The sequence below is a fragment of the Methylotenera sp. genome (genome assembly GCF_029945535.1).
Lineage (GTDB): Bacteria > Pseudomonadota > Gammaproteobacteria > Burkholderiales > Methylophilaceae > Methylotenera.
In genome coordinates, this window is record NZ_JAQSCU010000012.1 from 113,741 (window position 1) to 139,993 (window position 26,253).

23 protein-coding genes are annotated in these 26,253 nt (G+C 40.7%); 16 read left to right on the plus strand and 7 right to left on the minus strand.

Features of this window, described 5'->3' with window-relative positions; all coding sequences use genetic code 11:
* The first annotated feature begins 16 nt into the window (after positions 1–16).
* The 8 genes from PSU72_RS07680 to lplT all read left to right on the plus strand — a co-directional run bounded on the left by PSU72_RS07680 (position 17) and on the right by lplT (position 8,110).
* The gene (locus PSU72_RS07680; RefSeq protein ID WP_300431739.1) at positions 17–358 is read left to right on the plus strand and encodes a hypothetical protein; all 342 of its coding nucleotides are present in this window, start codon (positions 17–19) and stop codon (positions 356–358) included.
* A 3-nt stretch (positions 359–361) separates the two neighbouring features.
* Entirely contained in the window at positions 362–949 is a 588-nt protein-coding gene (gene mobA / locus PSU72_RS07685; protein ID WP_300431740.1) for a molybdenum cofactor guanylyltransferase MobA, read from the plus strand.
* A 136-nt stretch (positions 950–1,085) separates the two neighbouring features.
* Positions 1,086–2,378 (plus strand): gephyrin-like molybdotransferase Glp, encoded by a 1,293-nt coding sequence (gene glp / locus PSU72_RS07690; protein WP_300431741.1) that lies wholly within the window; start codon positions 1,086–1,088, stop codon positions 2,376–2,378.
* 105 nt (positions 2,379–2,483) lie between these two features.
* A complete protein-coding gene (locus tag PSU72_RS07695; protein ID WP_300431742.1) occupies positions 2,484–3,260 on the plus strand; it encodes an energy transducer TonB in 777 nt (258 codons plus the stop codon).
* Between the two features lie 33 nt (positions 3,261–3,293).
* Positions 3,294–4,757 (plus strand): sensor histidine kinase, encoded by a 1,464-nt coding sequence (locus PSU72_RS07700; protein ID WP_300431743.1) that lies wholly within the window; start codon positions 3,294–3,296, stop codon positions 4,755–4,757.
* A 151-nt stretch (positions 4,758–4,908) separates the two neighbouring features.
* Entirely contained in the window at positions 4,909–5,364 is a 456-nt protein-coding gene (locus PSU72_RS07705) for a peroxiredoxin (RefSeq protein ID WP_300431766.1), read from the plus strand.
* Positions 5,365–5,425: 61 nt separating this feature from the next.
* Positions 5,426–6,823, plus strand: a complete 1,398-nt coding sequence (locus PSU72_RS07710) for a PhoH family protein (RefSeq protein WP_300431744.1) — start codon at positions 5,426–5,428, stop codon at positions 6,821–6,823.
* A 114-nt stretch (positions 6,824–6,937) separates the two neighbouring features.
* Complete coding sequence (gene lplT, locus PSU72_RS07715; RefSeq protein ID WP_300431745.1) at positions 6,938–8,110, plus strand: lysophospholipid transporter LplT; 1,173 nt, start codon at positions 6,938–6,940, stop codon at positions 8,108–8,110.
* A gap of 86 nt (positions 8,111–8,196) precedes the next feature.
* On the opposite strand, the gene PSU72_RS07720 is transcribed toward lplT, so the two are convergent.
* The 6 genes from PSU72_RS07720 to PSU72_RS07745 all read right to left on the minus strand — a co-directional run bounded on the left by PSU72_RS07720 (position 8,197) and on the right by PSU72_RS07745 (position 15,074).
* Positions 8,197–9,531, minus strand: coding sequence for an NAD(P)/FAD-dependent oxidoreductase (locus PSU72_RS07720; RefSeq protein ID WP_300431746.1), 1,335 nt, complete (start codon positions 9,529–9,531; stop codon positions 8,197–8,199).
* Between the two features lie 146 nt (positions 9,532–9,677).
* On the minus strand, positions 9,678–10,271 hold the full coding sequence (locus PSU72_RS07725; RefSeq protein WP_300431747.1) for a c-type cytochrome: 594 nt from the start codon (positions 10,269–10,271) through the stop codon (positions 9,678–9,680).
* A 220-nt stretch (positions 10,272–10,491) separates the two neighbouring features.
* Positions 10,492–11,049, minus strand: a complete 558-nt coding sequence (locus PSU72_RS07730) for a c-type cytochrome (protein ID WP_300431748.1) — start codon at positions 11,047–11,049, stop codon at positions 10,492–10,494.
* Positions 11,050–11,288: 239 nt separating this feature from the next.
* Positions 11,289–11,849 (minus strand): c-type cytochrome, encoded by a 561-nt coding sequence (locus PSU72_RS07735; protein WP_300431749.1) that lies wholly within the window; start codon positions 11,847–11,849, stop codon positions 11,289–11,291.
* A 131-nt stretch (positions 11,850–11,980) separates the two neighbouring features.
* On the minus strand, positions 11,981–12,904 hold the full coding sequence (locus PSU72_RS07740) for a quinoprotein dehydrogenase-associated putative ABC transporter substrate-binding protein (RefSeq protein WP_300431750.1): 924 nt from the start codon (positions 12,902–12,904) through the stop codon (positions 11,981–11,983).
* A 292-nt stretch (positions 12,905–13,196) separates the two neighbouring features.
* On the minus strand, positions 13,197–15,074 hold the full coding sequence (locus PSU72_RS07745) for a methanol/ethanol family PQQ-dependent dehydrogenase (RefSeq protein ID WP_300431751.1): 1,878 nt from the start codon (positions 15,072–15,074) through the stop codon (positions 13,197–13,199).
* A 287-nt stretch (positions 15,075–15,361) separates the two neighbouring features.
* Between PSU72_RS07745 and pip the strand changes: the two genes are divergently transcribed.
* The 6 genes from pip (at position 15,362) to PSU72_RS07775 (ending at position 23,275) form a co-directional block, all read left to right on the plus strand.
* Positions 15,362–16,324 carry a prolyl aminopeptidase gene (gene pip, locus PSU72_RS07750; RefSeq protein WP_300431752.1) on the plus strand — a complete coding sequence of 321 codons (963 nt, stop codon included), beginning with the start codon at positions 15,362–15,364 and terminating at the stop codon, positions 16,322–16,324.
* A gap of 15 nt (positions 16,325–16,339) precedes the next feature.
* Positions 16,340–17,644, plus strand: coding sequence for a YhjD/YihY/BrkB family envelope integrity protein (locus tag PSU72_RS07755; RefSeq protein WP_300431753.1), 1,305 nt, complete (start codon positions 16,340–16,342; stop codon positions 17,642–17,644).
* 54 nt (positions 17,645–17,698) lie between these two features.
* The gene (locus PSU72_RS07760; RefSeq protein WP_300431754.1) at positions 17,699–19,231 is read left to right on the plus strand and encodes a tetratricopeptide repeat protein; all 1,533 of its coding nucleotides are present in this window, start codon (positions 17,699–17,701) and stop codon (positions 19,229–19,231) included.
* Positions 19,232–19,526: 295 nt separating this feature from the next.
* Entirely contained in the window at positions 19,527–20,603 is a 1,077-nt protein-coding gene (locus PSU72_RS07765) for an HD domain-containing phosphohydrolase (protein WP_300431755.1), read from the plus strand.
* A gap of 12 nt (positions 20,604–20,615) precedes the next feature.
* Positions 20,616–21,062 carry a response regulator gene (locus PSU72_RS07770; RefSeq protein ID WP_300431757.1) on the plus strand — a complete coding sequence of 149 codons (447 nt, stop codon included), beginning with the start codon at positions 20,616–20,618 and terminating at the stop codon, positions 21,060–21,062.
* Positions 21,063–21,064: 2 nt separating this feature from the next.
* Complete coding sequence (locus PSU72_RS07775) at positions 21,065–23,275, plus strand: ATP-binding protein (protein WP_300431758.1); 2,211 nt, start codon at positions 21,065–21,067, stop codon at positions 23,273–23,275.
* Here the strand turns inward: PSU72_RS07775 and PSU72_RS07780 are convergent.
* Positions 23,272–24,171: a crotonase/enoyl-CoA hydratase family protein gene (locus PSU72_RS07780; RefSeq protein ID WP_300431759.1), complete on the minus strand. Its 900-nt coding sequence runs from the start codon at positions 24,169–24,171 to the stop codon at positions 23,272–23,274. The genes PSU72_RS07775 and PSU72_RS07780 overlap by 4 nt on opposite strands.
* A gap of 229 nt (positions 24,172–24,400) precedes the next feature.
* On the opposite strand from PSU72_RS07780, the gene PSU72_RS07785 reads away from it, so the two are divergent.
* Both PSU72_RS07785 and PSU72_RS07790 read left to right on the plus strand, forming a co-directional pair.
* Positions 24,401–25,642, plus strand: coding sequence for an OmpP1/FadL family transporter (locus tag PSU72_RS07785; protein ID WP_300431760.1), 1,242 nt, complete (start codon positions 24,401–24,403; stop codon positions 25,640–25,642).
* A 115-nt stretch (positions 25,643–25,757) separates the two neighbouring features.
* On the plus strand, positions 25,758–25,985 hold the full coding sequence (locus PSU72_RS07790; protein ID WP_300431761.1) for a hypothetical protein: 228 nt from the start codon (positions 25,758–25,760) through the stop codon (positions 25,983–25,985).
* Positions 25,986–26,253 lie beyond the last annotated feature (268 nt).

Sequence of the window (26,253 nt, forward strand, 5' to 3'; positions counted from 1 at the left end):
TTAGAAAAATATCATTATGTTAGATAGAATCTTTCCAGCCATTATTTCCCCCATTATTTTCAATCTTGCAGTTGTCATCATGCTAGGAGTTTTCAGTCAAAGAAGTTATCTTTTTAGAGTATCTTTTGGCAATATTGAATCAATAGTTTTAGGATATACAGGACAAAAACTTTTCTTGTTGTTTGTCATCATTCCTGCTGTTTATGGATTAATTTTTGGTTCAAAAGGTGTATCTGAATTCATTGGGCATGTCTTTTATTCCATCATGGAAGAACAAAAGAACTTAACTATCACTTTTGCCATTTGGGCAATCATTGCGCTTACGGCTTATTTCATGCAAAACCAGATTCCGACTTAAATCATGTCAATCTCAGCAATCATCCTATCAGGCGGCCGTGCCACTCGTATGAACGGTGTGGATAAAGGCTTGGTGCTTTTACAAAGCAAATCACTCATTCAGCACGTCATTGAACGCTTAACGCGACAAGTTGATGAAATACTCATCAATGCCAATCGGGAGCTGGCCCAGTATCAAGCTTTGGGCTACCCCGTGTTACAAGATGAAGTGGAAGACTTTTTAGGGCCGCTAGCTGGATTTAGCTTGGGCTTGCAACACGCCCAACATGATTATGTACTCACAGTACCTTGCGATTCTCCATTATTGCCAGTTGATTTAGCCCAACGTCTGATGGCTGCACTAGTTGAAAACAAAGCAGAGATTGCCGTAGCGAGTAGTGACGGCAGCACCCACCCAGTATTTTGTCTGTGCAAAGAAACTGTGTTGCCATCCCTCACCGCTTATTTACAGCAAGGTGAGCGCCGCGTGAGCACTTGGCAAAAAAGTCTGCAATATATTGAAGTAGATTTTAGTGATCGCAACGAAGCTTTTACAAACTTAAATACGTTTGAAGATTTAGCAGTATTGGAAGCTGCACTTAATAATACTTAAACCTTTACCCGTCATTCTGAGTGAAGCGAAGAATCCAGTGGTTAAGACACATTGCTTGGATTCTTCGTTGCAGTCAGAATGACGTAGGAATAGATTGATTTTTCCAAGAAACCTCAAAATATAAGCATCTCAAAATATGACCAATAAAACCATTCTTTCTGAACTAGCAACCAACCCTAGTTGCATGGACGACTACGATCCAAACTCCATGCCTGTCACTAAAGCACGACAATTCATCAAGCAGTTTTTAAGCCCTGTTATTGAAACTGAAGTTTTACCGATTCGCGAGAGTTTAGGTCGCGTATTGGCGGCAGATATATTGTCGCCAGCTAACGTGCCCAATTACGATAACTCGGCGATGGATGGCTACGCGTTCAATGCTGCAGATATAAGCAAGTCTACCGAGTTAAAAGTAATAGGGTCAGCATTTGCAGGTAAAGCCTTTGTCGGCGGCATTCAATCTGGAGAATGCGTACGCATTATGACGGGTGGCATGATGCCCAAGGGCGCAGATACGGTCATTATGCAAGAGCGGGTAAACGTTGAAGGCGACTTGATTCGCTTTACAGAAGCGCCAAAACCTAAAGCAAACGTACGTTACACAGGTGAGGATTTGCAATTGGGTAAGGCGGTATTGCCTATAGGCCATATGATGCGTGCGGCTGATTTAGGCTTAATCGCTTCACTTGGTATTGGCGAAGTAAATGTGTATCGTCAACTCAAAGTGGCTTTCTTCTCTACAGGCGATGAATTAGCCAGTATCGGCAAACCTTTGCAAGAAGGTCAAGTATACGATAGCAACCGCTACACACTTTACGGCATGCTAAAACGTCTTGGCGTAGAAATCATAGATATGGGCGCAATTGCTGATAACCCTGAGTTGCTTGAAAAGACCTTACTTAATGCTGCAAAACTAGCTGATGCAGTCATTACCAGCGGCGGCGTTTCGGTTGGCGAAGCTGATTATATGAAGCAGTTACTAGCTAAACATGGTCAAGTGATGTTTTGGAAAGTCGCCATGAAGCCAGGCCGCCCTTTAGCTTATGGCAAAATCCAAGGAAACCAAGATAAGCATGCACATTATTTCGGCTTACCTGGCAACCCAGTGGCAGTGATGGTGACTTTTTATCAGTTTGTACGTGAAGCCATGCTGGTATTAATGGGACAGCCCAATCCAGCACCATTACCCACGTTTAATGTTGTATGTACCGAAAATATCAAAAAACAAACAGGCCGCACGGAGTTTCAACGCGGCATATTATTTGCAGATAATGATGGCACATGGAAAGTCAAACCGACGGGCGCACAAGGCTCGGCGATTTTAAGCTCGATGTCATTGGCTAATTGTTTTATTGTTCTCAGTGAAACTGTTGGCAACTTAGATGCAGGTGCTTTAGTGCAAGTGCAAGTGCTAGATGGCTTGGTTTAAGATAGCTTTTCAAATTCATGACTAGCTTGTTGTATAATTTTCAGTTGATTTGAAATTCACTACCGATTTCTTTAGAAATTTTTTACTCACCTATTTGGAATATTTGTGCCTCTGAACATCGCCGTCAATCATTCCAATAACCGTCAATCTGGTGCAATCAATGCTAACAGCAACACGCTTATATGGGCGGTTATCTGCTCAATCTTGCTGCATATTTTGCTCGCGTTTATTATTCCCAATGTTAAGTTTGAGGCTATTAAAAAACCAGTTTTATTAACCGTTGAATTAAGCAAAAAACCTGAGCCACCGCCTGCGGCTATACCAGAACCTGTCAAAGCCGAACCTGAACTGATTAAACCAAAAATAGAACCCAAGCCTGAGCTTAAACCCGTCACCAAACCTCTACCAACAACAGTGGTGAAAAACGAACCTACACCTATTGCTCCGCCTCCCGCAGTTGTGACCCATCAAACAGAAGTTATTGCAGTTGCACCTAAGGTCGATGCAGCGCCATCACCAATGCCACCTGCGCCAGTAGTGATGCCTGATCCTAAAACTGCTGCGCCAAACCAAGAGGATATAGATGATGCTCGCGGCAGATATGGCAATACCCTCTGGGGCGCGATTGGCAAACACAAACAGTACCCTCGCATTGCACAAATGCGCGGCTGGCAAGGTGAGGCCGTTGTCGAGTTACTACTTGATGGCAACGGTAAACTTAAATCAAAAAAAATTATTCAATCAAGTGGCTTTGAGAGCTTAGACAAACAAGCCCTAGAAATGGTTGAAAAAGCGGCGCCATTTCCAGCGCCACCAGAAGCCTTACGAGGCAGTAACTTTAGTATCAAAGTACCTATTCCATTTAAGCTTGAAGATCAGTAGCTTTTCAAGACTCATCACAATTAACTTGCCAGCATGCTAAGAAAAAACAAATCTCTAAAAGACCTACTGCTGATTCATGAGTTGGCATTTATCTTACTCATTATCTTGGCGGCCACTGCTGGCGCCATTGGTATTCATTTGTGGGAAAAGTCTAGCCAAGAGGCAAGCCGAATCAGCTTATTAGTAGTCGAGGTGCAGCAAACCCGTGGTGATTTATATCGCCAAATGAAAGAATTATTTGACGCCTACTTTTTGGATGATGCTACAGCACGCAAAGAATATAGTGACTTTACCATCTCGATTGAAAAGCATTTTGATCAATTACAAACCATTACTGTAGGTGAAGCAGAAAAATCTGCCATTAATGAACTGCATGCTAGTTACAAAAAATTTGTAGTAGAAACACCCGCTTTATTTGAACAATACCAAAGTCTAAGTAACGACAAAACCAAACACGCGCTAAATACTGACATAGAAACAGGACTATTTAAGCGCTTTGAAGACATTCTTGCGCACACCGAAAAGTTATTGAATCAAAAGCAAGCTCAACTTAACAAACAGCTCGTTGAAACCAAGCGCACCGCAACTATCTTACTGATTATTCCACTCATATTGGCTGTATTACTGTTGATTTTTTCTAGAATATTCTTGAAACGTGCCATTGTTAAACCTATCAGAGATGTATTGAAAGCCACGGCAGAGATTAGCGCAGGCAATCTTACTTACAAAGCACCCGAAGAAGGTGTTGCCGAACTGGCTTCGGTATCACAAGCCATTAATGAAATGGCGGAGAAACTGGCCTCTAGCCAAGAAGCGCTGGTACGCACCGAAAAACAAGCAGCGCAAGGTTTATTGGTGCCTATGCTGGCACATAACATTCGCAACCCGTTAGCGAGCATACGTGCCACCGCTCAAGTAATGGATGATCCAGAATATGACACAGAAACGCGCTTATCATTACGCGGCATTATCGACACTGTAGATAGGCTAGAACGCTGGACGGGCGCACTGCTGGCTTATTTATTGCCACTAAAACCTCAGCCAGAAAATACTAGTCTGCAAGAAATCGTGAGTGGTGCGCTAGCGCCGCTGCAACAAAAGATAAGAGAAAGGTCAATTGAGTTCATTCTGCCAAATTGGCCTAAAGCTACTGCAATATACACAGACCAGCATTTGCTAGAACAAGTGATTTACAACTTATTATTAAATGCGATTGATGCTTCAAGTAAAAACAGCACTATAGAAATTACGCTAAAAGTAGCGCCGACAAAATATACGCTATCACTGCTAGATCAAGGCTGCGGCATGCCATTTACGCCAGATCCTAGCGCCATGAGCGCACCAACCACCAAGAGATTTGGTACGGGTATCGGCATCCCATTCGCATTTAAAGTATGTGATGTGTTGGCTGGCGAATTAAAATTTGAGGCGCGTCATGAAGGCGGTACGGCTATCACGATTCTACTGCCTAAAACTTTGAACTTATCTGTCAATTAAAGCCCTTATTTAAAAGTCATTAATTAAAACCTAAAGCCATCAATATTTAATTATCAATTTACGGCTAAATATCGATAATTCTTCGCATATCCTATTGCCTATTTCAGGCTTTTTATCAACAATGGAGGTAGACAATATGACCGATACACTAATACTCGACAAAGCAGTTCCAGATTTTCAGTTACCCGCTACTAGCGGTGTGACTTTTCAGTTATCCCAATTTCTCGGTAAAAATCTTATCATCTACTTTTACCCCAAAGATTCCACCCCAGGCTGCACTACACAAGGCATTCAATTTAGAGAGGCTTATGCCGATTTTCAGAATCTGAATACTGAGATTTTTGGCGTTTCTAGAGATAGCTTAAAGTCGCATGAGAACTTTAAAGCAAAATTTAGCTTTCCCTTCGAGTTGCTGGCAGATACCGAAGAGCTTGCTTGCTCGCTATTTGGCGTCATGAAAATGAAAAATATGTACGGTAAGCAAGTACGTGGTGTTGAGCGCAGCACTTTTGTTATCGATAAAAATGGTACGCTTATTAAAGAATGGCGCGGCGTTAAGGTGGATGGCCATGCTGCAGAAGTTCTTAACTTCATTAAAACTATTTAGTATCAACTTACTTGTTTAAATATTATAAATTTCTTTATCACTCACAATTAGAAAGAATGTAATGGCAAAAAAATCGCTAAATGCTACCAAGCTTTTTGTACTTGATACCAACGTATTGATACATGATCCTTCTAGCTTGTTTCGCTTTGAAGAGCATGACATTTTTCTGCCCATGGTAACGTTGGAAGAACTTGATAACAATAAAAAAGGGCTCACTGAAGTTGCGCGTAACGCCCGTCAGGCAAGCCGTAATTTAGAGGAAATTGTAGGCACCGACTTAACCAATCTTGAACTTGGCTGCCCACTTAACGTGAATGGCAACCGACATCTAACAGGGCGTTTATTCGTACAAACGCTGCAAGTCACTACTGAGCTACCGGGGCTTGCAGGGCTAAAAGCAGATAATCAAATTTTAGCAGTCGTGCTTGAGCTGCAAAAAAGTCAGCCAGACCGCCAAGTTATTCTTGTCAGTAAAGACATCAACATCCGTATTAAAGCTCGTGCAATGGGGATGCCTGCGGAAGATTACTTTAATGACAAGGTGCTTGAAGATAGCGACCTTTTGTACAGTGGCATGAAGGAGCTACCTGCTGACTTTTGGGAAAATCACAGTAAAGAAATGGAGTCATGGCAAGAAGCTGGTCGCATGTTCTACCGCATTAGCGGACCTTTATGCAAAACGTTTCTAGTGAATGAATTTGTCTATTACGAATATGAAAAACCATTCCATGCTTTGGTGCGTAGCGTAGATGGCAACAGCTCAGTATTAGAAGTCGTTAAAGACCATATGCAGCCTAAGCACAATGTTTGGGGCATTAATGCACGCAACCGCGAGCAAAACTTCGCGCTTAATTTACTGATGGATCCAGAGGTGGATTTTGTCAGCTTATTAGGTCAAGCGGGTACGGGTAAAACATTGCTCACATTGGCATCCGCACTCACACAGGTACTTGATAAAAAGATCTACTCTGAAATCATTATGACGCGTGTCACGGTTTCGGTAGGCGAAGATATTGGCTTTCTACCAGGGACTGAAGAAGAGAAAATGGGCCCTTGGATGGGAGCGCTAGATGATAATTTAGAAGTACTCAATAAAAGTGATGAGGATGCAGGAGAATGGGGACGTGCAGCCACGCAAGATTTAATTCGCAGCCGTATCAAGGTGAAATCACTGAATTTCATGCGTGGACGTACATTTTTGAATAAATTCTTAATCATCGATGAAGCGCAAAACTTAACGCCTAAACAAATGAAAACGCTCATTACGCGTGCAGGCCCTGGCACTAAAGTGGTTTGCCTAGGCAACATCGCACAAATCGATACGCCATACTTAACAGAAGGCAGTTCAGGTCTGACCTATGTGGTCGATAGATTTAAGGGCTGGAGCCACAACGGCCATATTACGCTGCAACGTGGTGAGCGCTCTCGTCTAGCCGATTTTGCATCCGAAGTTTTATAGTTCTATTGATAAATCAATAATGACTCAAAGACTCCTCCATAATTGTGCTGTAGCACCTCAATGTGAAGCACAGCATGGTGGAGTCGGAAAAGTCAGTATTGATTTAGAAATGAAATGACCAAAGGTTTTTATACCCTATTAATTGCTCAATTCTTATCTGCCGTTGCAGATAACGCCTTACTGTTCGCCTCTATCGCATTACTTTCGAAGCTCAATGCGCCTGAGTGGCACGAACCTTTATTGCGCGAATTCTTTGTAATTGCGTATATAGTATTAGCACCATTTGTAGGCCCATTTGCTGATGCCCTGCCTAAGGGCAAGGTTATGTTTTTAAGTAATGGCATAAAGTTCTTAGGTTGCTCGCTGGCTTTATTCGGCTTGCCCCCTTTGTATGTATACGCCATTGTAGGCATTGGTGCTGCAGCTTACTCCCCTGCCAAATACGGCATATTGACAGAAATGTTGCCTCACTTTCAGCTCATCAAAGCAAACGCTTGGATGGAAGGCACCACAGTTACCGCCATTATCTTAGGGCCAGTATTCGGCTCCAGCATTTCAGCTCACGATCCATATTTCGGTATCGCCATCATCACCTTAATTTACTTACTGGCAGCAGGTTTCAACTATTACATTCCGAAGGTACCTATCGATCATAAAATGCCAAAACGTGACCTGGTTTCCCTTCTAAAAGACTTTTGGCATGCCTTTACAACCCTATGGCGTGACCCACAAGGCCAAGTATCACTCGCTGTGACTACTTTATTTTGGGGTGCAGGTGCTACACTGCAATTTGTAGTGCTGCGCTGGGCGGGTCTAAAACTGGGCTTAGATGAACAATCTGCAACAAAACTAATCGCTATACTCGCTGTTGGTATTGCCATCGGGTCAGTGGGCGCATCCATGTTTGTTAAGTTAGAGAATGCAGTCAAAGTTTTACCGGCAGGCATACTCATGGGTATTTTAGTCATGAGCATGATACTGGTTGACTCACCCGAGGTCGCCGCCGTTGTGTTATTTTGTATTGGTGTTCTGGCGGGTTATTTCTTAGTGCCCCTTAACTCATTGCTGCAGCATAGGGGGCATACTCTACTTGGCGCAGGACATTCCATTGCAGTGCAAAACTTCAACGAAAATATCGGCATTCTTGTACTGCTAGGCATTTACACTTTGATGGTACATGAAAATTTATCTATAGATATAATTATCATCATATTTGGTGCATTTGTGAGCATTAGTATGGCCATTATTTACAAACTATATTTAAAACATACTAAAACGAAATGCTAGCGTAATCATTTCGAAAAAATCTTTAATCAATAAAAAAGGTCGCTATCGCGACCTTTTTTATTGATTAAAGATTTAGTGAGTCGTACTTAGTGAAGCTTCACTTGTGACTCAGCTCGTCTGGTAATAGTGCGCGCTAGCGTTTGCAATGCGGTGCTCCAGAAGCCATGTAAAGCCATCAAATGCATTTTATAGAGTGACTGATACATCAACCTAGCAAATAAGCCCTCAATAAACAAACTACTGCCAGAGAGTGATCCCATCAAATTGCCAACTGTAGTGTAACTACCTAGATTGACTAAAGAACCGTAATCTCGATAGGTAAACTCTGGCAGTTCAGTTTTACCAGCTACACGGCACTTCACTGATTTAATCAACATAGATGCTTGCTGATGTGCCGCCTGCGCACGCGGGGGAACGCTCTCACCCGCATGACCAATCCATGGGCAAGCAGCACAATCACCAAATGCGAAAATATTCTCGTCTAAAGTCGTTTGCAATGTTCGATTCACCACAAGCTGATTGATGCGGTTAGTCTCTAAACCATCTATCTCATGTAAAAAGTCTGGCGCCTTAATACCTGCAGCCCAGACGACTAATACTGACGGAATAAAGCGACCACTATGTGTATGTACACCTTTATCCGTCACCTCTGTAACGCGTTCGCCTGTGTACAAATGCACACGTAGCTTGCTAAGCTCTAGCTCCACTGAGTTAGATAGCTTAGGTGGAAGCGCAGGTAGTACGCGCGAATTAGCCTCAATCAATGAAATCTGAATATCGCGATCTGGATTAATTTTATCTAGTCCATAGGCCGCCAGCTCACGCGTCGTATTATGCAACTCGGCTGACAACTCAACACCTGTCGCCCCCGCCCCTACAATAACCACTTCTAATTGGCCTGCATGTACTGGTGCTTGCTGTGTCTGCGCACGCACAAGAGCATTGTGTAAGCGTCTATGGAATTTTTCCGCTTGGTCTTGGGTGTCTAAGGCTATTGAATACTCGCTGGCACCTTTAACGCCGAAATCATTCGTGGTACTGCCAACCGCAATAATCAAAGTATCATACTGCACGGTACGACGAGGGATAACTTCCTCACCATCTTCGTCAAAATAAGGAGAAATAGATATTTCACGCTTAGCTCGATCGAGATTATCCATGCTACCTAAGCGGAATTTGAAATGATGCCAATGCGCCTGTGCAAGATAATTTAACTCGTGCTTATCAGGATCCATACTGCCAGCTGCAATTTCATGCAATAACGGCTTCCAAACATGGGTTTTTGTCTTATCGATAAGCGTAATCATGGCCTTACCTTTGCGGCCAAGAGAATCGCCAAGTTTTGTTGCCAATTCTAAACCACCCGCACCACCACCTACGATTACTACCTGGTGTAATTTATTATTTTCAGTGTTTTTCAAAGGAGCCTTTACTGGGATTAAGTAAATACAATTCACTAAAGTTGTTAAGCAACATTACAAATAAAAACAGCTATTGCATTATACAATAGCCGTCTTCGTAGTTACAGTAGCTGTTAGACTTTTGACTAACGCTACTCAGCTAAAACTTATTTCAACCATGTTTTCTCGCCATCACCTTGATACACTGTGCGAATATAACCAATAGCTTTTAAAATATCATCTGTTGTCAAGCCATCACCCACATGACCTGGCAATTGATTATGCCAAATAGACATAACACCGCCTGATGTGCCAGGTGTGCCATTCGAGATCGTCTCAAACATACCTTTATCAGTCGCATTTTTTGCATAAACCCATTTAGTATCAAAAGCACCTGTACCGCCATTTTTAACTAGCGATGGTGCCATAAGTCCGCCTAAATTACCGCCATGACATCCAGTACAGCCATTTAACGTCATTACTTTTCTCCCTGCTTTTGCGGCTTCTGCATCTGCGGCATATTTTTTAGTATATGGGTTCATGCAAGTTGCCAAAAACTCTTTAGCCTCTGGCGTATCTGTTGCAACCGCTTTAATAGCCAATGGGCTGTTATCTTTTGTTGAGACTAAACTACAAGTTTCTGACGAGCCTGCAGATGCAGTTGACTCTCCAGCTGCGCCGGTGCTCGCAGTTTTATCACCACAACCACCCAATACTGCCAACATCACTAACAATGCTAAGCTCAACGTACTTTTACCCATTTCAAATCTCCCTGAATTAAACATAAGCTTCAAATTAGAATACTGAAAAATGACTCTAAATTTTATAAACTTCCACACGTCGCCACAGCATTACCAACCCTTTAGCTGCTAAGGCTGGCACGTAAAAAAACGGCTGCTGTAATTATACAGCAGCCGTTCAAGTTATTACAGCACTACGTTTTTATAGCTAATAGATGACTAAATCATTAATTATATTGACTTATTTCATCCAATCTTTATCGCCATCGCCTTTGTAAACAGTACGAATATAAGCAACTGCTTTCAATATTTCATCTGTAGTTAAACCATCGCCAACATGTTCTGCTTGCTGAGCATGCCAAACAGGCATTAAACCACCTGAAACACCTGGTGTACCAGCAGAGATAGTTTCAAACATACCTTTGTCAGTTGAGTCTTTAGCATAAACCCATTTGGTATCAAATGCCCCTGTACCGCCATTTTTAACTAATGAAGGTGCCATCAGGCCACCTAGATTACCACCATGACAACCAGTACATCCGTTAAATGTCATCACTTTTCTACCCGCTTTAGCTGCTTCAGCATCTGCTGCGAATTTCTTAGTATATGGATTCACGCAAGTGGCTAAAAATTCCTTAGCTTCAGGTGTATCCGTATCTGTTGCTTTAACTGTTAATGGACTACTGTCTTTCGTTGAAACTAAACTACAAGCAGCGCTTGCTTGTGTTGTTGCAGTTAAACCTACAAAACCAAGCATTGAAATTAATAACGCAGCTTTAACTGATTTAAAACCTAACATATCATCTCCTTATTGTAATGAATTTTGCTACGATCATTTTGCAAACGCATTACTGAACGTGTTTTCATCTAACGTACTTATTATTTAATTGGTTGACACTTCAATTTCAAATACTACGTTAGTAACTATTGTTGCCATTGCTTAGTCGCATAAAAACGGCTGTTGCGGATTATACAATAGCCGCTGAATTAATTACAGCTTAGTCAACGCTATGACTGATTACATAAGCTGTTTAAAAGTTATTTCAACCAGTCTTTGTCGCCATCACCTTTGTACTCTGTGCGGATGTAAGCAATAATTTTTAATATTTCATCTGTAGATAAGCCGTCACCAACATGATCTGGTTGATGTACATGCCACACAGGCATCAAACCGCCTGAAATTCCTGGAGTACCGCCAGCGATTGTCTCAAAAATACCTTTATCAGTAGAATTTTTTGCATATACCCATTTTGTGTCATATGCGCCCTGCCCACCTTGCTTATTTAATGCCGGCGCCATGACACCTTCTAATTTGCCACCGTGGCAGCCAGAGCAGCCGTTATATCCAAACAGTTTTTTGCCACCAGCTTTAATTAAGTCTGGGTTTGCTGCATAAGCTTTTGTGTATGGGTTAATACAAGTTTCTAAAAATGATTTTGCTTCTGGCGAGTCAGTATCTACAGCCTTAACTGCAAGTGGAGTGTTATCTTTTGTTGAAACTAAATTACAAGCTGCACTAGCCTGTGTCGCAGCTGCTAAAACGACAAAACCAAGCATTGAAATTAATAAAGCAGCTTTAATTGATTTAAAACCTAACATGCTATCTCCCAGATTGAATAAAAATCACTACTAGTGCCCATAAGGACATTGTTACACTTGTATTTCTAGCACATAAAAATGCTTGGTTAATTTCTCAACCAAGCAGTTTGTTAGCTTACTTCTAATACTAGTTAATTGCCTTCTACCTTTTTAGGATTGGCACCATATTTTTTATATGAATTCATCAAGCTATCGCCTTCAACTACTGGCACATGTGGAATACCATAATCATCTAAAATTTTCATGATTTTATCTTGGTTGCGATCTAAAGCACCTTGAATCATTTCCATGCGATCTTTATCTTTTTTACGCACTCCAACTGAAATATTCCAGTACTCTTTACCTTTAGCATTTTGTGTTTCATACTCAGGAATCGGTGCAACCACCATTGGTACTTTTGATTGCTTAGCATAATAGCCACCTATAGGACCCCAAGCAATGGCAATATCAATATCTCCCTTTGCTAAATCATCAATCATAAAGCTAGCTGGCAAGTTTAAATCGCGCTGTATACGGTATGGACGAGCATTAGCAATTAATCCATTTGCATCCATTGGAATAGTTGCTGGGCTGTGATCGACTACACCAATGAATCCTTTATGTAAATCAGGTGATGTCCAGTCGGTAATATTGAAATTACTATCTTTACGCCAAACAAACACATGGCCTGAACGATAGTAAGGCTTAGATGTTCTCATCATGTCACTGTCTGAAGTAGTACCAATAACCACATCGCAACGGTTAGCACCTAAGGTATTCCTGAAGAAACCTTGGCGACTATAAGCATATGTATAAGTTAGCTTTTTACCTAAATCATTGGCTAACACTTCAGCAATTTTGTCTTCAAATCCCTGTTTTTTGACATCTGAATATGGCATATTTTCTGGATCCGCACATACTTTAAATTCAGACTCATCTACAACACGCCTAATTTCTCCGATACGACCTTCGTCAGGACTAAGTGTTGGGATATCAGGATCTGCTGCATAACTGATGTTTGCTGTAATGGCTAACAGTAACGTCAAGCCCAATTGCTTCTTAACATGCTTCAACATTATTTATTCCTTAATTTTCAAATATGCAGTTATTAACAACCGCCTTATTGCATAGAGTGCTTGGCTGATAAAAAAGTTCTTATCTTTTAGACCTTACAGTAATAGCATTTTAAACAACTCAATATTGTAACTAATTTGCTGCTTTATAAGCAGTTTTATATTAACTATATATATTGATATTGATTCATATTATTTGTATTAAATATAAAAAAACACCCCGACAAGTCGGGGTGTTTTTAGTACTACATTTGAACTAACTTGTATTTAGTTACAATTTAATCTTACGACTAAATTATAGGCTGAATACTGTTAATGCACCGCCGCCAGGAGCCGCGTTGTATTTTGTCAATTCAGCATAACCACCCGCAGCGCCTAAAGCGTCTGTTGGGTTAGTCATACCAAGGTTCATCGCAACGCCAGCCCAGCCACCGATACCTGATAGTGTACCAACGTATTGTTTACCTTTTAGGCCGTATGTGAATGCATTACCAATCACGCCAGAACCCACTTGGAATTTCCAAAGTTCTTTACCTGATTGTGCATCAACAGCCTTGAACCAACGATCAAGAGTTCCGTAGAATACCAAGTTTGAAGCAGTAGTTAAAGCACCACCCCAAGCTGAGAATTTCTCTTTGTTGTACCAAACTTTTTTGTTGGTCATTGGATCATAAGCGCCGAAGCCACCCATAACACCGTCTGGACCAGCAAACATAGTCAATGTAGCACCAACCCATGGTTGACCAGCTACATATTTAGACTCAACTGGCTCGTATGTCATACATACGTGGTTCAATGGAGTGTAAATTAAACCAGTTTTTGGTGAGTAAGCAGCTGGTTGTTGATCTTTAGTACCCAATGCAGCTGGGCAAACGCCTTTAGCATTGTAATCTTGGTGAGTTGAAGCAGAAGCTAGTTTTTTAGGCACGCCTGTTTTCAAATCAACACTAGAAGCCCAGTTTACGAATGGGTGTACTTTTTCAGCAGCAATCAATGAACCGTTTGCAGCATTCCAAGTGTAAGCAAAACCGTTACGGTCATGGTGCCATGCGTATGTTTTACCACCTTTGTCGAACAAGATTACTTCGTTAATACCATCATAATCCCACTCATCGTGTGGAGTCATTTGCATGCCCCATTTTGCAACGCCAGTGTCTAAGTCACGTGCGAATATAGTCATAGACCATTTGTTATCGCCTGGACGTACATCTGGATTCCAAACTGATGGGTTACCTGTTCCGTAGTAAACCAAGTTTGTGCGTGCATCATACGGCCACCAGCCCCATACAGAGCCACCACCATGTTGCCAACCATCTTTAACTGCTTGTGGTTTTAACCATGTACGTGTACCAAGATCTTTTTCACCAATTTTGATTTGGTCATTTGGCAATGCAGCGAATGAACCGCCTTGTTTGTTACCACCGTTTACATCTTGGTAAACTGACAATGCACTGTATTGTGGGTTTTCTTTATTGAAATCTGCACCAATCAACACTTCAGAATCTGGACCTGTTGAGTATGCTTTCCATGCTAAAGAACCATCTTTTAAGTTATACGCAGCGATAAAGCAACGTACACCGAACTCAGCACCTGAACAACCTGTAAGCACTTTATCTTTGATCACGTGTGGAGCATTAGTATTTGTAGCGCCGACTTTTGGGTCATTTACTAATGTAGACCATACTTTAGCGCCAGTTTTAGCATCTAAAGCAACCAAGTTACCATCATTTTGTTGTAGATAGATTTTGCCGTCTCCGTAGCCTAAACCACGTGAAACGTTATCGCAACATAGTACAGCTTGTACTGATGGATCTTGTTTTGGGAAATATGACCATACGATTTTTTGATTATCGTTTAAATCAAGAGCGTATACGTTGTTTGGGAATGCTGTATGTACATACATCATGTTACCAACAACAACTGGTGAACCTTCGTGACCACGGTTTACACCAGTAGCGAATGTCCATGCTGCTTTAAGGTTTTTAACGTTACCTTTGTTAACTTGAGCCAAAGCACTGTGTGCTTGGTTTGTGTAGTCGCCACGTGGCGCTGCCCAGTTGTTTGCGTTTTTAATTGCTGCTTCTTGGTCTGCTGCTGCTGATGCTACCATTGGCAAAGCCGCTGATAGACCTGCAACCAAACCTAGTGCTAATTTGATCTTGTTGATTTGCATATTAATCTCCAAAGTTGAACTACTAAGGGTTTATAAATAATCTCTTTTACTTGTTGAAGTTTTTGATGTTATCTCAAATTTTCTAGCAACTAATTGATACTATTTCTCATCACATTTTCATGTGCGTACAGCACTATATTCTAGTCACACACGAATTGCAATACATTAGTTACAATTTACTTACAATTAGTTCTACATTTTTTAAAATAAGTATTTAGCGTTAGGCTAGATAATGTTAAAATTTATTAAAAGTCATTTAAAATCAATTAGAAAGCATCTTTTCTGCCATGCAAAATAAAATTTACAATTTGTATCCTGAAGTCAATAATTTTGAGAAATTCACTTTAAAAGCAGGAAATCTTCATGAAATCTATTATGAAGTTTGTGGAAATCCCAAAGGCAGTCCAGTCGTTTTTTTACATGGTGGCCCAGGCAGCGGATGCAGCCCTACGCAACGTCGTTTTTTTGACCCCGCACACTATCGCATTATCTTAATTGACCAACGTGGTTGTGGTAGAAGCAAGCCACAAGGTGAGATTGAGCAAAACACTACGGATGATTTGGTGAGCGATATTGATGCAATTCGCGCAGTACTGAACATTGATAAGTGGTTAGTATTTGGTGGCTCATGGGGCAGTACCTTAGCTTTGGCTTACGCATTAGCACACACAAATAGAGTAACAGGTTTAATACTGCGTGGCATTTTCTTAAGCCGCCCTTCTGAACTAAATTGGTTTTTAGGGCAAGTGCAGGCGTTCTTTCCAGAACCCTGGGAATCTTTGTGCGCCTACTTACCACCCAATAAAAGACACAACCCTATAGAGGCATATGAGCAACTTGTTTTCTCTGATGATATAAAGATTAGTATTCCAGCAGCCATACGCTGGAATACATTTGAAAGTAGCATTATGAGTTTATTGCCTAGACCTGCTGCGCCAAGTAGCGAAATCAACGATGAGGTCGAACTTGCTCGCGCCAGAGTACAAATACATTACATACAGAGTAACTGTTTTGTTGGTCAACGCGATTTACTAGCTGAAGCTAAAATCAAGCTAGCTCATATTCCAACAGACATCGTTCAAGGACGTTATGATATGGTGTGCCCACCGATTACCGCTTGGGAACTTAGCCAAGCGATGCCGCACGCTAATTTTCATATGGTAGAAGATGCTGGACATTCAGCAATGGAAACTGGCATTACCTCTGCCTTAGTAGCAGCTACTGAAAAATTCAAATCATTCAATATATAGGTTGCATACTGAATAATGACGAAAGAAAAAGTTAACACTAGGCAACAATCAAGCTTACAAAGCGCTTTCAACAAACCTATTGAGGCTTATGGCAAACAGCGTTACAGCACGCCGCTGTTTGTCTTGCATGAAATGTTTGGCGCTTTTCGTCGACATAACGTATTCGGTTTATCAGCTTCATTATCGTTTTATGCAATGTTTGCGTTGATTCCTCTAGTGTTACTTTTATTTTTTTTGCTGAGCCATCTTGTATTTACCTCAGATTATGCAGTGGTCAAACTTGCCATCATCACTGGTAACTTAGTACCAAAGTTTAGTAGCGCCATTATGGTAGAGGTTTACAATACCGCTCAGCAAAAGGCCGTTTGGGGTGCTGCTGGACTATTTATATTGCTTTGGACAGTAACGCCACTAGCAAGCGCCATGCGTACCAGCTTTTACACCATTGCCACATTAGTTGAAGCGCCGTCTTATATTCAACGTAAGATAAAAGACATCATCGCCGTTATCGGCATGTTGGTACTATTCTTTCTGTTTACCTTTGCTGGCCTCATGTTAGAAAAAGTGATTACCTTTTTGGGCGCAAATCACCAGTTCTTTCAATACGATATTATTGCAGCACTGACTTCACTGGTATTAACTACGCTACTGATTGCAGTTTTCTATTTTGTATTCTTCCCCGTTCGACTCAACCTAAAGCATATTTTGATTGGTGCCCTCTTTACTGCAGTGCTTTGGCTGCTGATGAGGCCAGCGTTTACTCTATTCTTATCTCTTAATCAATCTTATGGTTCCGTATTCGGCAGTATGAAAAACTTATTCATCTCGATTACTTGGTTATATTTTAATTTTTCAGTATTTTTACTTGGCACAGAACTCATTGCTACATTGCGTAAAAAAGATGTACTCATATTAAAAGGCTTGTTCGCTGATAATCAACAAGAGGCTCAATCTCAAACGAACTACCTAGAGAAACTAATGCAGCGCTATGGCAGAAGCTATCAACAGGGTGAGCATATCTTTAACCATGGTGACTTAACTCGCAATCTGCATTATTTGGTAAGCGGTCAGGTTCAACTACAGAAAAATGGCAAACTCTTACGGACCATAGAAGCTGGTGAATACTTTGGTGAAATGGCAATGCTCACCAATACACCCGCTATTGCAGACGCCGTAGTGAGCTCAGAACAAGCCGACGTCATTCTTATTTATCCAGATAATATTGAAACCTTACTTTTAGACGAACCTAAAGTCGCGATGAAATTCTTACGCCAAATGGCGAGCAGATTACAAACGCAAAGTAACGCAGATGTAAGTTAGTTAATTTTGCTCTAAAATAGCCCAAACTATTAAACAAGCGATATTACTCACATCATGGCAAAACCAGCTTCATCATTCGCCCCGCAGCCCAGCCAGCTTGAAATGCAGCCTGTATTGAGCTTATTCAATGCTGGCAAGCTTGCAGAAGCAGAGGCCGCCGCAAAGAAATTAGTCGTTCGCTACCCAAGCACTTTTATTCTTTATCAAATATTAGGCATTTCTCAAGATGGCTTATCTAAGTTTAGCGAAGCCGCTGACAGCTACTCAAAAGCACTGACCATACAACCCAATACGACAGATTTACATTTCAACTTAGGTATTACCTTAACTAACCTGAATCGATATGAAGAGGCAGAAGCCAGCTATCGTAAAGCAATTGCACTACAAGCTGGTTTTTTTGAGGCGCATGGCAACCTAGGCACTGTGCTACAAAAACAGGGGCGGCTTGAAGAAGCCGTAGCTAGCTACCGTAAAGCACTGAGCATTCACGAAGACCCTAGAGGTCATTTCAATCTTGGTACGGCACTTAGAGATAAAGGTACGCTAGACGAAGCAATCACTCATTTTAAGCAAGCCATTAAAATGTTTCCTAACTACACTGATGCCCACAATTACCTCGGCGAATGCTACCGTGACCAAGGCAATATGGAAGATGCGATTAAGTGTTACTTTGACACCTTAGTACTCAACCAAAACCATGCTGGCGCAAACTACAATATGGGCGAATTTTTATACCTTGCAGGTCGGTTTGACGAAGCGGTTGATTATTTAGAGCGTTCAAAGCTAGATGACTGGCAAGAACGCGCACTTTACTGCACATACAAAGCCGAGCATTTTGATTCGTTTAAAACCAAGCTAGATCAGATTGTTCATACCCATGAAAAACACAATGCGCCTTTTTTACAAACCTTATCTACCCATCATGCGGTAAATTTTGGTACAGAGGATCAATATAATTTCTGTAAAAACGGTTTTGATTTTGTTTATCAAAAAAGCATTGAAGAATTGGCCGAGCCTAATAGCCAGCTATTAAAGGACTTGCTCAACGACATTAACAACACAGCCATAGAAGTGCGCGCCCAAGGCATGATTATTAACGGCAAACAATCTGCTGGCAATCTATTCAAGCGCCCTGAGGCCTCTTTTAGAAAGCTAGGCGAAATTGTTAAACAAGAATTCCTGAATTATAAAAATCAATTTGCCGGTGCGGATTGCGAGCTCATTAAATCTTTTCCAAAAGAACTGGAATTTACCAGCTCTTGGTATGTGAGGTTGCGTAGCGGCGGCTATCTAGAAAGACATATTCATGAAGTTGGGTGGATAAGTGGTGCGGTATATCTTGTTTTACCAAAAGATAAAAAAGACCCTACAGAAGGTTGTTTTGAATATGGCTTGCATGGTGATAATTACCCACAAAAACACAGCGACTTCCCAGTAGGCATTGCTAGCCCTAGCGTGGGCGATATTGTATTATTCCCGTCATCGTTATTTCATCGCACGATTCCGTTCACCTCTAATGAAGAACGCATCTGCATTGCTTTTGATTTAAAGCCAGAAGGTAATATTTTCATGAAGTCTAGTTATTAATTGCTAACCATAATATGTCAGAATTAAATAAACAAAATGTGTCAATATAAGCTACTTTTCTGTCGTACATTGAACACTTGACGTCTACCATATAATCGTAGAATCGCACAAAAGCTTAAAGTAATTAAATACTAAAATAAACCATAGCGGCACTTACTCTTTTGATTTATTTAGATTATTTTAGTTTTAAACTTACTTAATTTTATAACTTAGCCCATTCACATAAGAATGGCTTGAATGTTGCTTTTATTGAGTAAGTAAAAGTAATCTTCAGCTAGTTTCAGGATAACTATTAGTGATAAACATACAATCATTTGACGATTGCTCTGTACTTGTTGTTGATGACCAATCAACCAGCAGGGCTATACTTGCTCAGGTAGTAAAGAACATTAACCCTAATATTACTGTAGCTGAAAAAAGTAACCCAGAGCAAGCATTGGAATGGGCGAAAGACAATGTCGCTAATCTAGTATTTGTAGATTACTTAATGCCTGAAATGAATGGTATTGAGTTTGTGCGTTTACTTAAAAAACTTCCAGAATATGCATCAGTACCGGTGATTATGATCACCATAAAAAAAGATGCAGAAACTCGTTATACCGCACTGGATGCTGGAGTAACGGACTTTATCAACAAACCTGTTGATATGCACGAATGTGTAGCACGTAGTAAAAATTTACTCACAATGCATATTCAGCACATCACGCTGCAGAATAAAAGTATCCTGCTTGAAAGTTTGGTCACCGAAGCGACAGCAGATATTAAAGCGCGTGAAAAAGAAACATTGATGCGACTCGCGCGTGCGGGCGAGCACAAAGATTACGATACCGCTTTGCACTTACAGCGTATGTCTTTATACAGCAGAGCACTAGCTGATGCTATTGGGCTTGATGAAGATGAAGCTGAAATTATTGAGCTTGCTGCGCCTTTGCATGATATTGGTAAAATTGGCACGCCTGACCTTATTCTGCTTAAAAAAGGTCCTTTCGATGAGGAAGAGCTAAAAATTATGCGCAAACATCCTCATGTGGGATTTAAGATTTTGGAAGATAGCCCGTCTAAATATCTGCAAAAAGGTGGCGAAATTGCTCTATCGCATCATGAGCGTTATGATGGCTCAGGCTACCCCAACGGTATTAAAGGCGATGAAATTCCACTTTCTGCGCGCATTGTAGCGATTGCAGACGTGTTCGATGCGTTGACCAGTGCACGTCCATACAAAAAAGCTTGGAGTTTTGAACAAGCCTATCAATATATATGTGATGAGAGTGGAAAACACTTTGACCCACAATTGGTGAATGCAATGATTAAAGTGAGAGCCGTTTTTGAAAAAATTTATTCTGAGAACTCAACCTCTCCAGAATCACTATAACCTTTGAAATAAATGAGCGTTAGCAGCATCAGAAGTGCCCGAAAATTTAGGCAAACAGCCTTACTCATTGACGACCAATCAACTGTATTGGATATTCACGCTGCAATATTGAAATCACTTAAAATGGATCTCAAAATTGTAAAAATGACCGACCCAGTTGAAGCATTAGAATGGATGCAAAATAAACAAGTGGATTTAATTATTACCGACTTTCGCATGCATCAAATGGATGGCATGCAATTTGTACAGGCCATTAAAGATGCCTGTAATGTGCTATGCCATTCTATTATTGTCGTGACTGCAATTAAAGATCAAACCATACATCAAGAACTCCTTGCCGCAGGCGCTTCCGCCTGCCTGACAAAGCCAGCTCAAACACACAAACTTGCCACTATTGCTAAAACCTTACTAGAGAATAGCCGAGATAAATATAGCGGCGCTGTGTTGGAATCAAAGTAAATATGCTGACATCTTTAAAAAACTGGTACAAAAAATCTGCCACACAATGCGACCCTTTGGAGCTTGAGCAAGCAAATATTAGAATTCCCGCGGCAATTATCATTTTTGCTCTCGCAACCTACAGTTTTTTTACTCACGCCTTGGGTCACCCAGACTTAGTCGCTTTTAAAATTTTATTCGTCTATGCAACGCTCTCTTTGCTACTGATTGCCACCATTCTAAAAGGTAAATTAAATCCAATTTATAGAAGACTCGCAGGCGCGTGGCTGGATATAGTTGCGGTTTCAGTATTTATGTCACTCACTGCGGACATCGGCGTCATGCTTGTAGCAGTCTATCTTTGGGTGATTTTTGGTAATGGATTTAGATATGGCAAAAAATATCTCTACCATGCACAGGTGCTTAGTATCATCGGCTTTATATTTGCAACCAATCTAAGCTCATATTGGGAAACCCACAAAACCATTGGCTACAGCCTGATCACAATGCTTATTGTGCTACCACTTTATGTAGCAAAACTTATCGCTCGTCTTCATGAAGCAAAAAATAAAGTTGAAGTTGAGCGCCAAAAAGCAGCTGATGCAAGTATTGCTAAAACCCAATTTGTGGCCAATATGAGCCATGAAATTCGCACACCGCTCAACGGCATCATTGGTATCAGCACGCTACTCAAAACCACGTCCCTGAATGCAGATCAGCAAGATTTACTAAAAACACTGGAAGGTTCGTCGAAGCTATTACTTTCATTGCTTAATAATGTTCTAGACTTCACTAAAATTGAAGAGCGTAAATTCACGGTTGAAAAAATTGCATTCTCACCTAAGGAGGCCATCTATGAAACTATGGAAATCTTCCATTCCCACGCTAAAGCAAAAGGCATTCAATTAGGCGCTAGCGTTTCCGACTCACTCACAACGTTAAATGGCGACGCCTTTGTATTACGCCAAGTGCTAGCTAACTTACTGGGCAATGCGATTAAATTTACGCATGAGGGTAGCGTCACAATATCTGCCACCGTATTACAAGACGATGCCGCAAAATCGACCGTGCGTTTTGAGATTGCAGATACTGGAATTGGCATACCCGCAGACAAGCAAAATAAAGTTTTTGAAAGCTTCACTCAAGCCGATGCCTCTACAACACGTAAATTCGGCGGAAGCGGATTAGGTCTTACCATTGCGAAGCATATGGTTGAAGAGATGGGCGGTTCACTTTGCTTTCAAAGTACAGAAGGCGTTGGCAGTCACTTTTGGTTTGTGCTTTCACTAGAAAAAACTAAGCAACTCGGCTCATCTAGACAGGCTATCATCCCAACAGAACCAAACCCCGAAAAACCAGCAATGGCAGCCATTGAGCCTATTAGTAAAGGTCAAGTAAATGGGTATTCAAAGTCTCTAAAGATTTTAGTGTGCGAAGATGAAAGTACAAACCAAAAAATAATCACTCGTCTTCTTTCACTACCAGGTCACCAAGTTGACATTGTGAGCAACAGTGATGAAATGCTAGATAGTTTAGAGCACAATAAGTTTGATCTAGTGATTACTGATCTGAATATGTCTGGCATGAATGGCGCGGACGCATTAAAACTATATAGGTTTACTCAGCCGAACGATCACGACACACGCTTTATTCTATTTACTGCAGATGCAACTTTATCAGCTAGAGAAATGGCTAGCGACGCTGGTTTCGATGCATTCTTAACTAAACCAATTGATGCCGCTACTTTATTTAACACTATAGAACGTATTCTGAATTTAGCGCCAAACACCGCCACGCAGTGGATGAACAACGCACTTAATAGCCCAGTGAGCAGCAATCTCTCATTTAGCCACGATGTTATATCGCTTGATTTAACTGCGCTAAAAGAACTCGAAAAGATTGGCGCTGGGGATGATTTGTTTATGCACAGACTGTTGAGAAACTATTTAACAGACTCTACTAAGCAGATCGCTAAAATCGAAACAGCCGTTAAACAAAAACAATTTGGTGTGCTGCAAGATTACTGCCATGCCCTAAAAGGCAACAGCTTGAGTGTGGGCGCTATACAATTAGCGGCAACGGTTGAAGCTTTCGGAAAATTAAGCGCATCAACCCATGTCTCTCATACAATCGAAATGCTAGATATTCTTAACAAAGACTTTTCTCAACTTACGATTGCCGTAGAAGGCTACCTCAAAAGTCCAGAAGCAGCCCTTACTAAATATCCATCTTAAGCAGTTTGTTTTTCATGGATAGGTATAACATCTGAATTCACTTTACTGTTTTGCGCGCGAACCAAACGATCCATTACCTTTAAATTACGCTCATCCAGTCTAAGCGCTGCATCAACCCATATTTCAGTAATATCATTCAGTTCATCAATAGTCAGAGGATTCACACGTTGCTTAGCTCTGTTGATTGCTTGGAAAGAATTAAGTGAGCGGTGATTTTTTTTGATCCAATTAGTCAGTGCATACTCACCTTGCCCATCTTCTGCCAATACGTCTACTACCCCCATCTGATAGAGCTCTTCACCTGTATAAATTTTACCAGAACGCACCATCTTTTCAGCCACAGACATTCCGACTTTGCGTGATAAAAAGCTAAGCGCACCCATTCCAGGAAACAAATTAAAAAGCACTTCTGGTAGACCCATCACAGCACTTTTTTCAGCAATTAAAACATGTGCAGATAACGCTGATTCAAATCCACCACCCATTGCTTGCCCTTGCACCAAAGCAATTGTAGTAATCGGGGCACGCATATTATAAAAAGTCCATAAATTCTCTACGCAAAGCTTGGCATATTCAAATAAATGCTCTCTATCTTGAGCTTGAATTAACGTCCTGAATACAGACAAATCGCCACCTAAATTAAATACGCCTTCTACACTTGAAGCTAAAACTAAATAATTAACTTGCTGAGAGGTGCCTTGTGAAAATACTTTTCCATTCGAATTTTGCAGATAAGTATGATGCTGCAATAAATCATTTAAGCAGGTTTTATTAAAACATGGACGTGGTGCCGGATTCATAACTGACCACATCACACCAAACTCGTCGTCAAAACGTGTGTCGATTTGTTGAAAATTTGCAATGCTAAATTTATTAAAATCTACAATAGTGTTCATGCTAAACCCCTTAAATTATTTTCGTTGAGAATTAAAAAAACTAACGACTACAACTATAGGCTCAAAAAATTACTCTCTCAAGTGAATGATTTTTGAATTAAAAAATCACTCACTAGATTTGTTGGAGAATTACAACAGAATATTTCAAGTTGATTTGTAACAAATATGTATCAAAAAGTATCTTGATATGTTATTTTTTTGCATCTAATTAATTATAAAAATCCGAATTATGAAAAAAATATTACTCACTTTTGTGATTTTTTCTGCCCCAGTGGCTGCACAAGCCGCTGGTTTTGCATTAATTGAACAAAGTGCCAGCGGCATGGGGAATGCCTTTGCAGGTGGTGGTGCGGTTGCAGAGGATGCAAGCACGATATTCTTTAATCCAGCAGGCATGACTTATATACCCGGCACTCAGATAGTTGGCGCGATTCATCTTATTAAACCTACAGCTGAATTTAACGGCTCGATATCTAGCACAGGCAAGCTTGGTGGCAATGGTGGTGATGCTGGAGACTTAGCATTCATCCCTAATTTTTACTATAAAGTAGATTTAACTGACACAGTTAAATTTGGTCTAGGAGTTAACGCACCTTTTGGTCTTAAAACAGAATATGACTCTACTTGGATGGGGCGTTTTCAAGCTATTAAATCTGAAGTTAAAACTATTAACATTAACCCAGCTATTGCCTTCAAGTTAAGTGATCAACTTTCAGTAGGGGCCGGCATATCAGCTATGTGGGCTAAAGCGGAGCTCACCAGTGCAGTAAATACCGCTGGTGATCCTATTGCTAAAATTGAAGGTGACGACTGGGGGTTTGGTTTTAATGCAGGGGTCATTTACCAAGCAACAGCAGATACTCGACTAGGCCTTGCATATCGCTCAAAAGTTCAACAAAATTTACAAGGCACATCTCAGTCATCTTTTACAGCACTCAATAGCTTGCCTAATAGAACTTTAAACACAAACGTAACAGCTGATCTTACATTGCCAGAAACTTTTTCCGTTAACGCTTTTAGTAGCATAAATGATAAATTTGACTTAATGGCTGATGTCACTTGGACACGTTGGAGCCGATTTAAAGAGCTAAACGTAATTAGAGCTAATGAATCCTCTTTGAGCGCAACCACTGAAAACTGGAGTAACACTATGCGCTACGCTGTTGGTGCAAATTATCACTATAGTGGCGATATTAAACTTCGTGCAGGGCTTGCATATGATCAAGAGGCTATTGATGATAATTTTCGTACTGCACGCATTCCAGGTAATGATAGAAAGTGGGCATCTCTAGGTGCAAATGTGAAATTAACAGCAAATTCAAGTGTGGATTTTGGGTATGCTCACTTATTTATTAACGATGCATCGATTGACGATAATAGAATCGCAAATGGTAAAGGTGAAGGGCATTTAACTGGCACTTACGAGGGCAGCGTTGATATCTTGAGCGCCCAATATACACATAATTTTTGATTGAATTGGTTAACACATCTTTGTGCTTGATTTAATAAGAAATGATTTAACATTTTAAATGTTTGATAGCTATACTAATCACTACAGATCATTGTTCAGCATGGAGGATTCAGTAATGAAAAAACTATTCTACATAGATTACCCTCAAGAGCACATAGAAGGCCAAATGCACCGCTATCGCTGCGTTCACTGTAAGGAAGAAACCACAACCATCAACGGCAGGCTGGAAGGTCATCTCTCTTCATGTGAATACAGAATCAAACTAGAAGGTGCGGGTTACGAATCAGAAGAAACATCATCAACGAATAACCTAGTTTCACATGATGCTGATGATTTTGATTAAACCACTTTAAGAGTACAAATGATAAGAGTATCTAGATTACTCATACTAGAAACTCTTAAAACTATTGTCTGAAAATAAAAAAGCTCACATAGGTGAGCTTTTTTATTTTGATTAGCCCTGTAAGCTTAATACAGCAGCAACGGATTTTGAATACACGACAACTCTGCTTAAAAATATCAAACTTATTATCCTAGCACTCAATCTTTTTGTAGTGTGTTGAATTGCATTAATAACTGACCCACCAATTGCATTTAAAATTGACCCACCC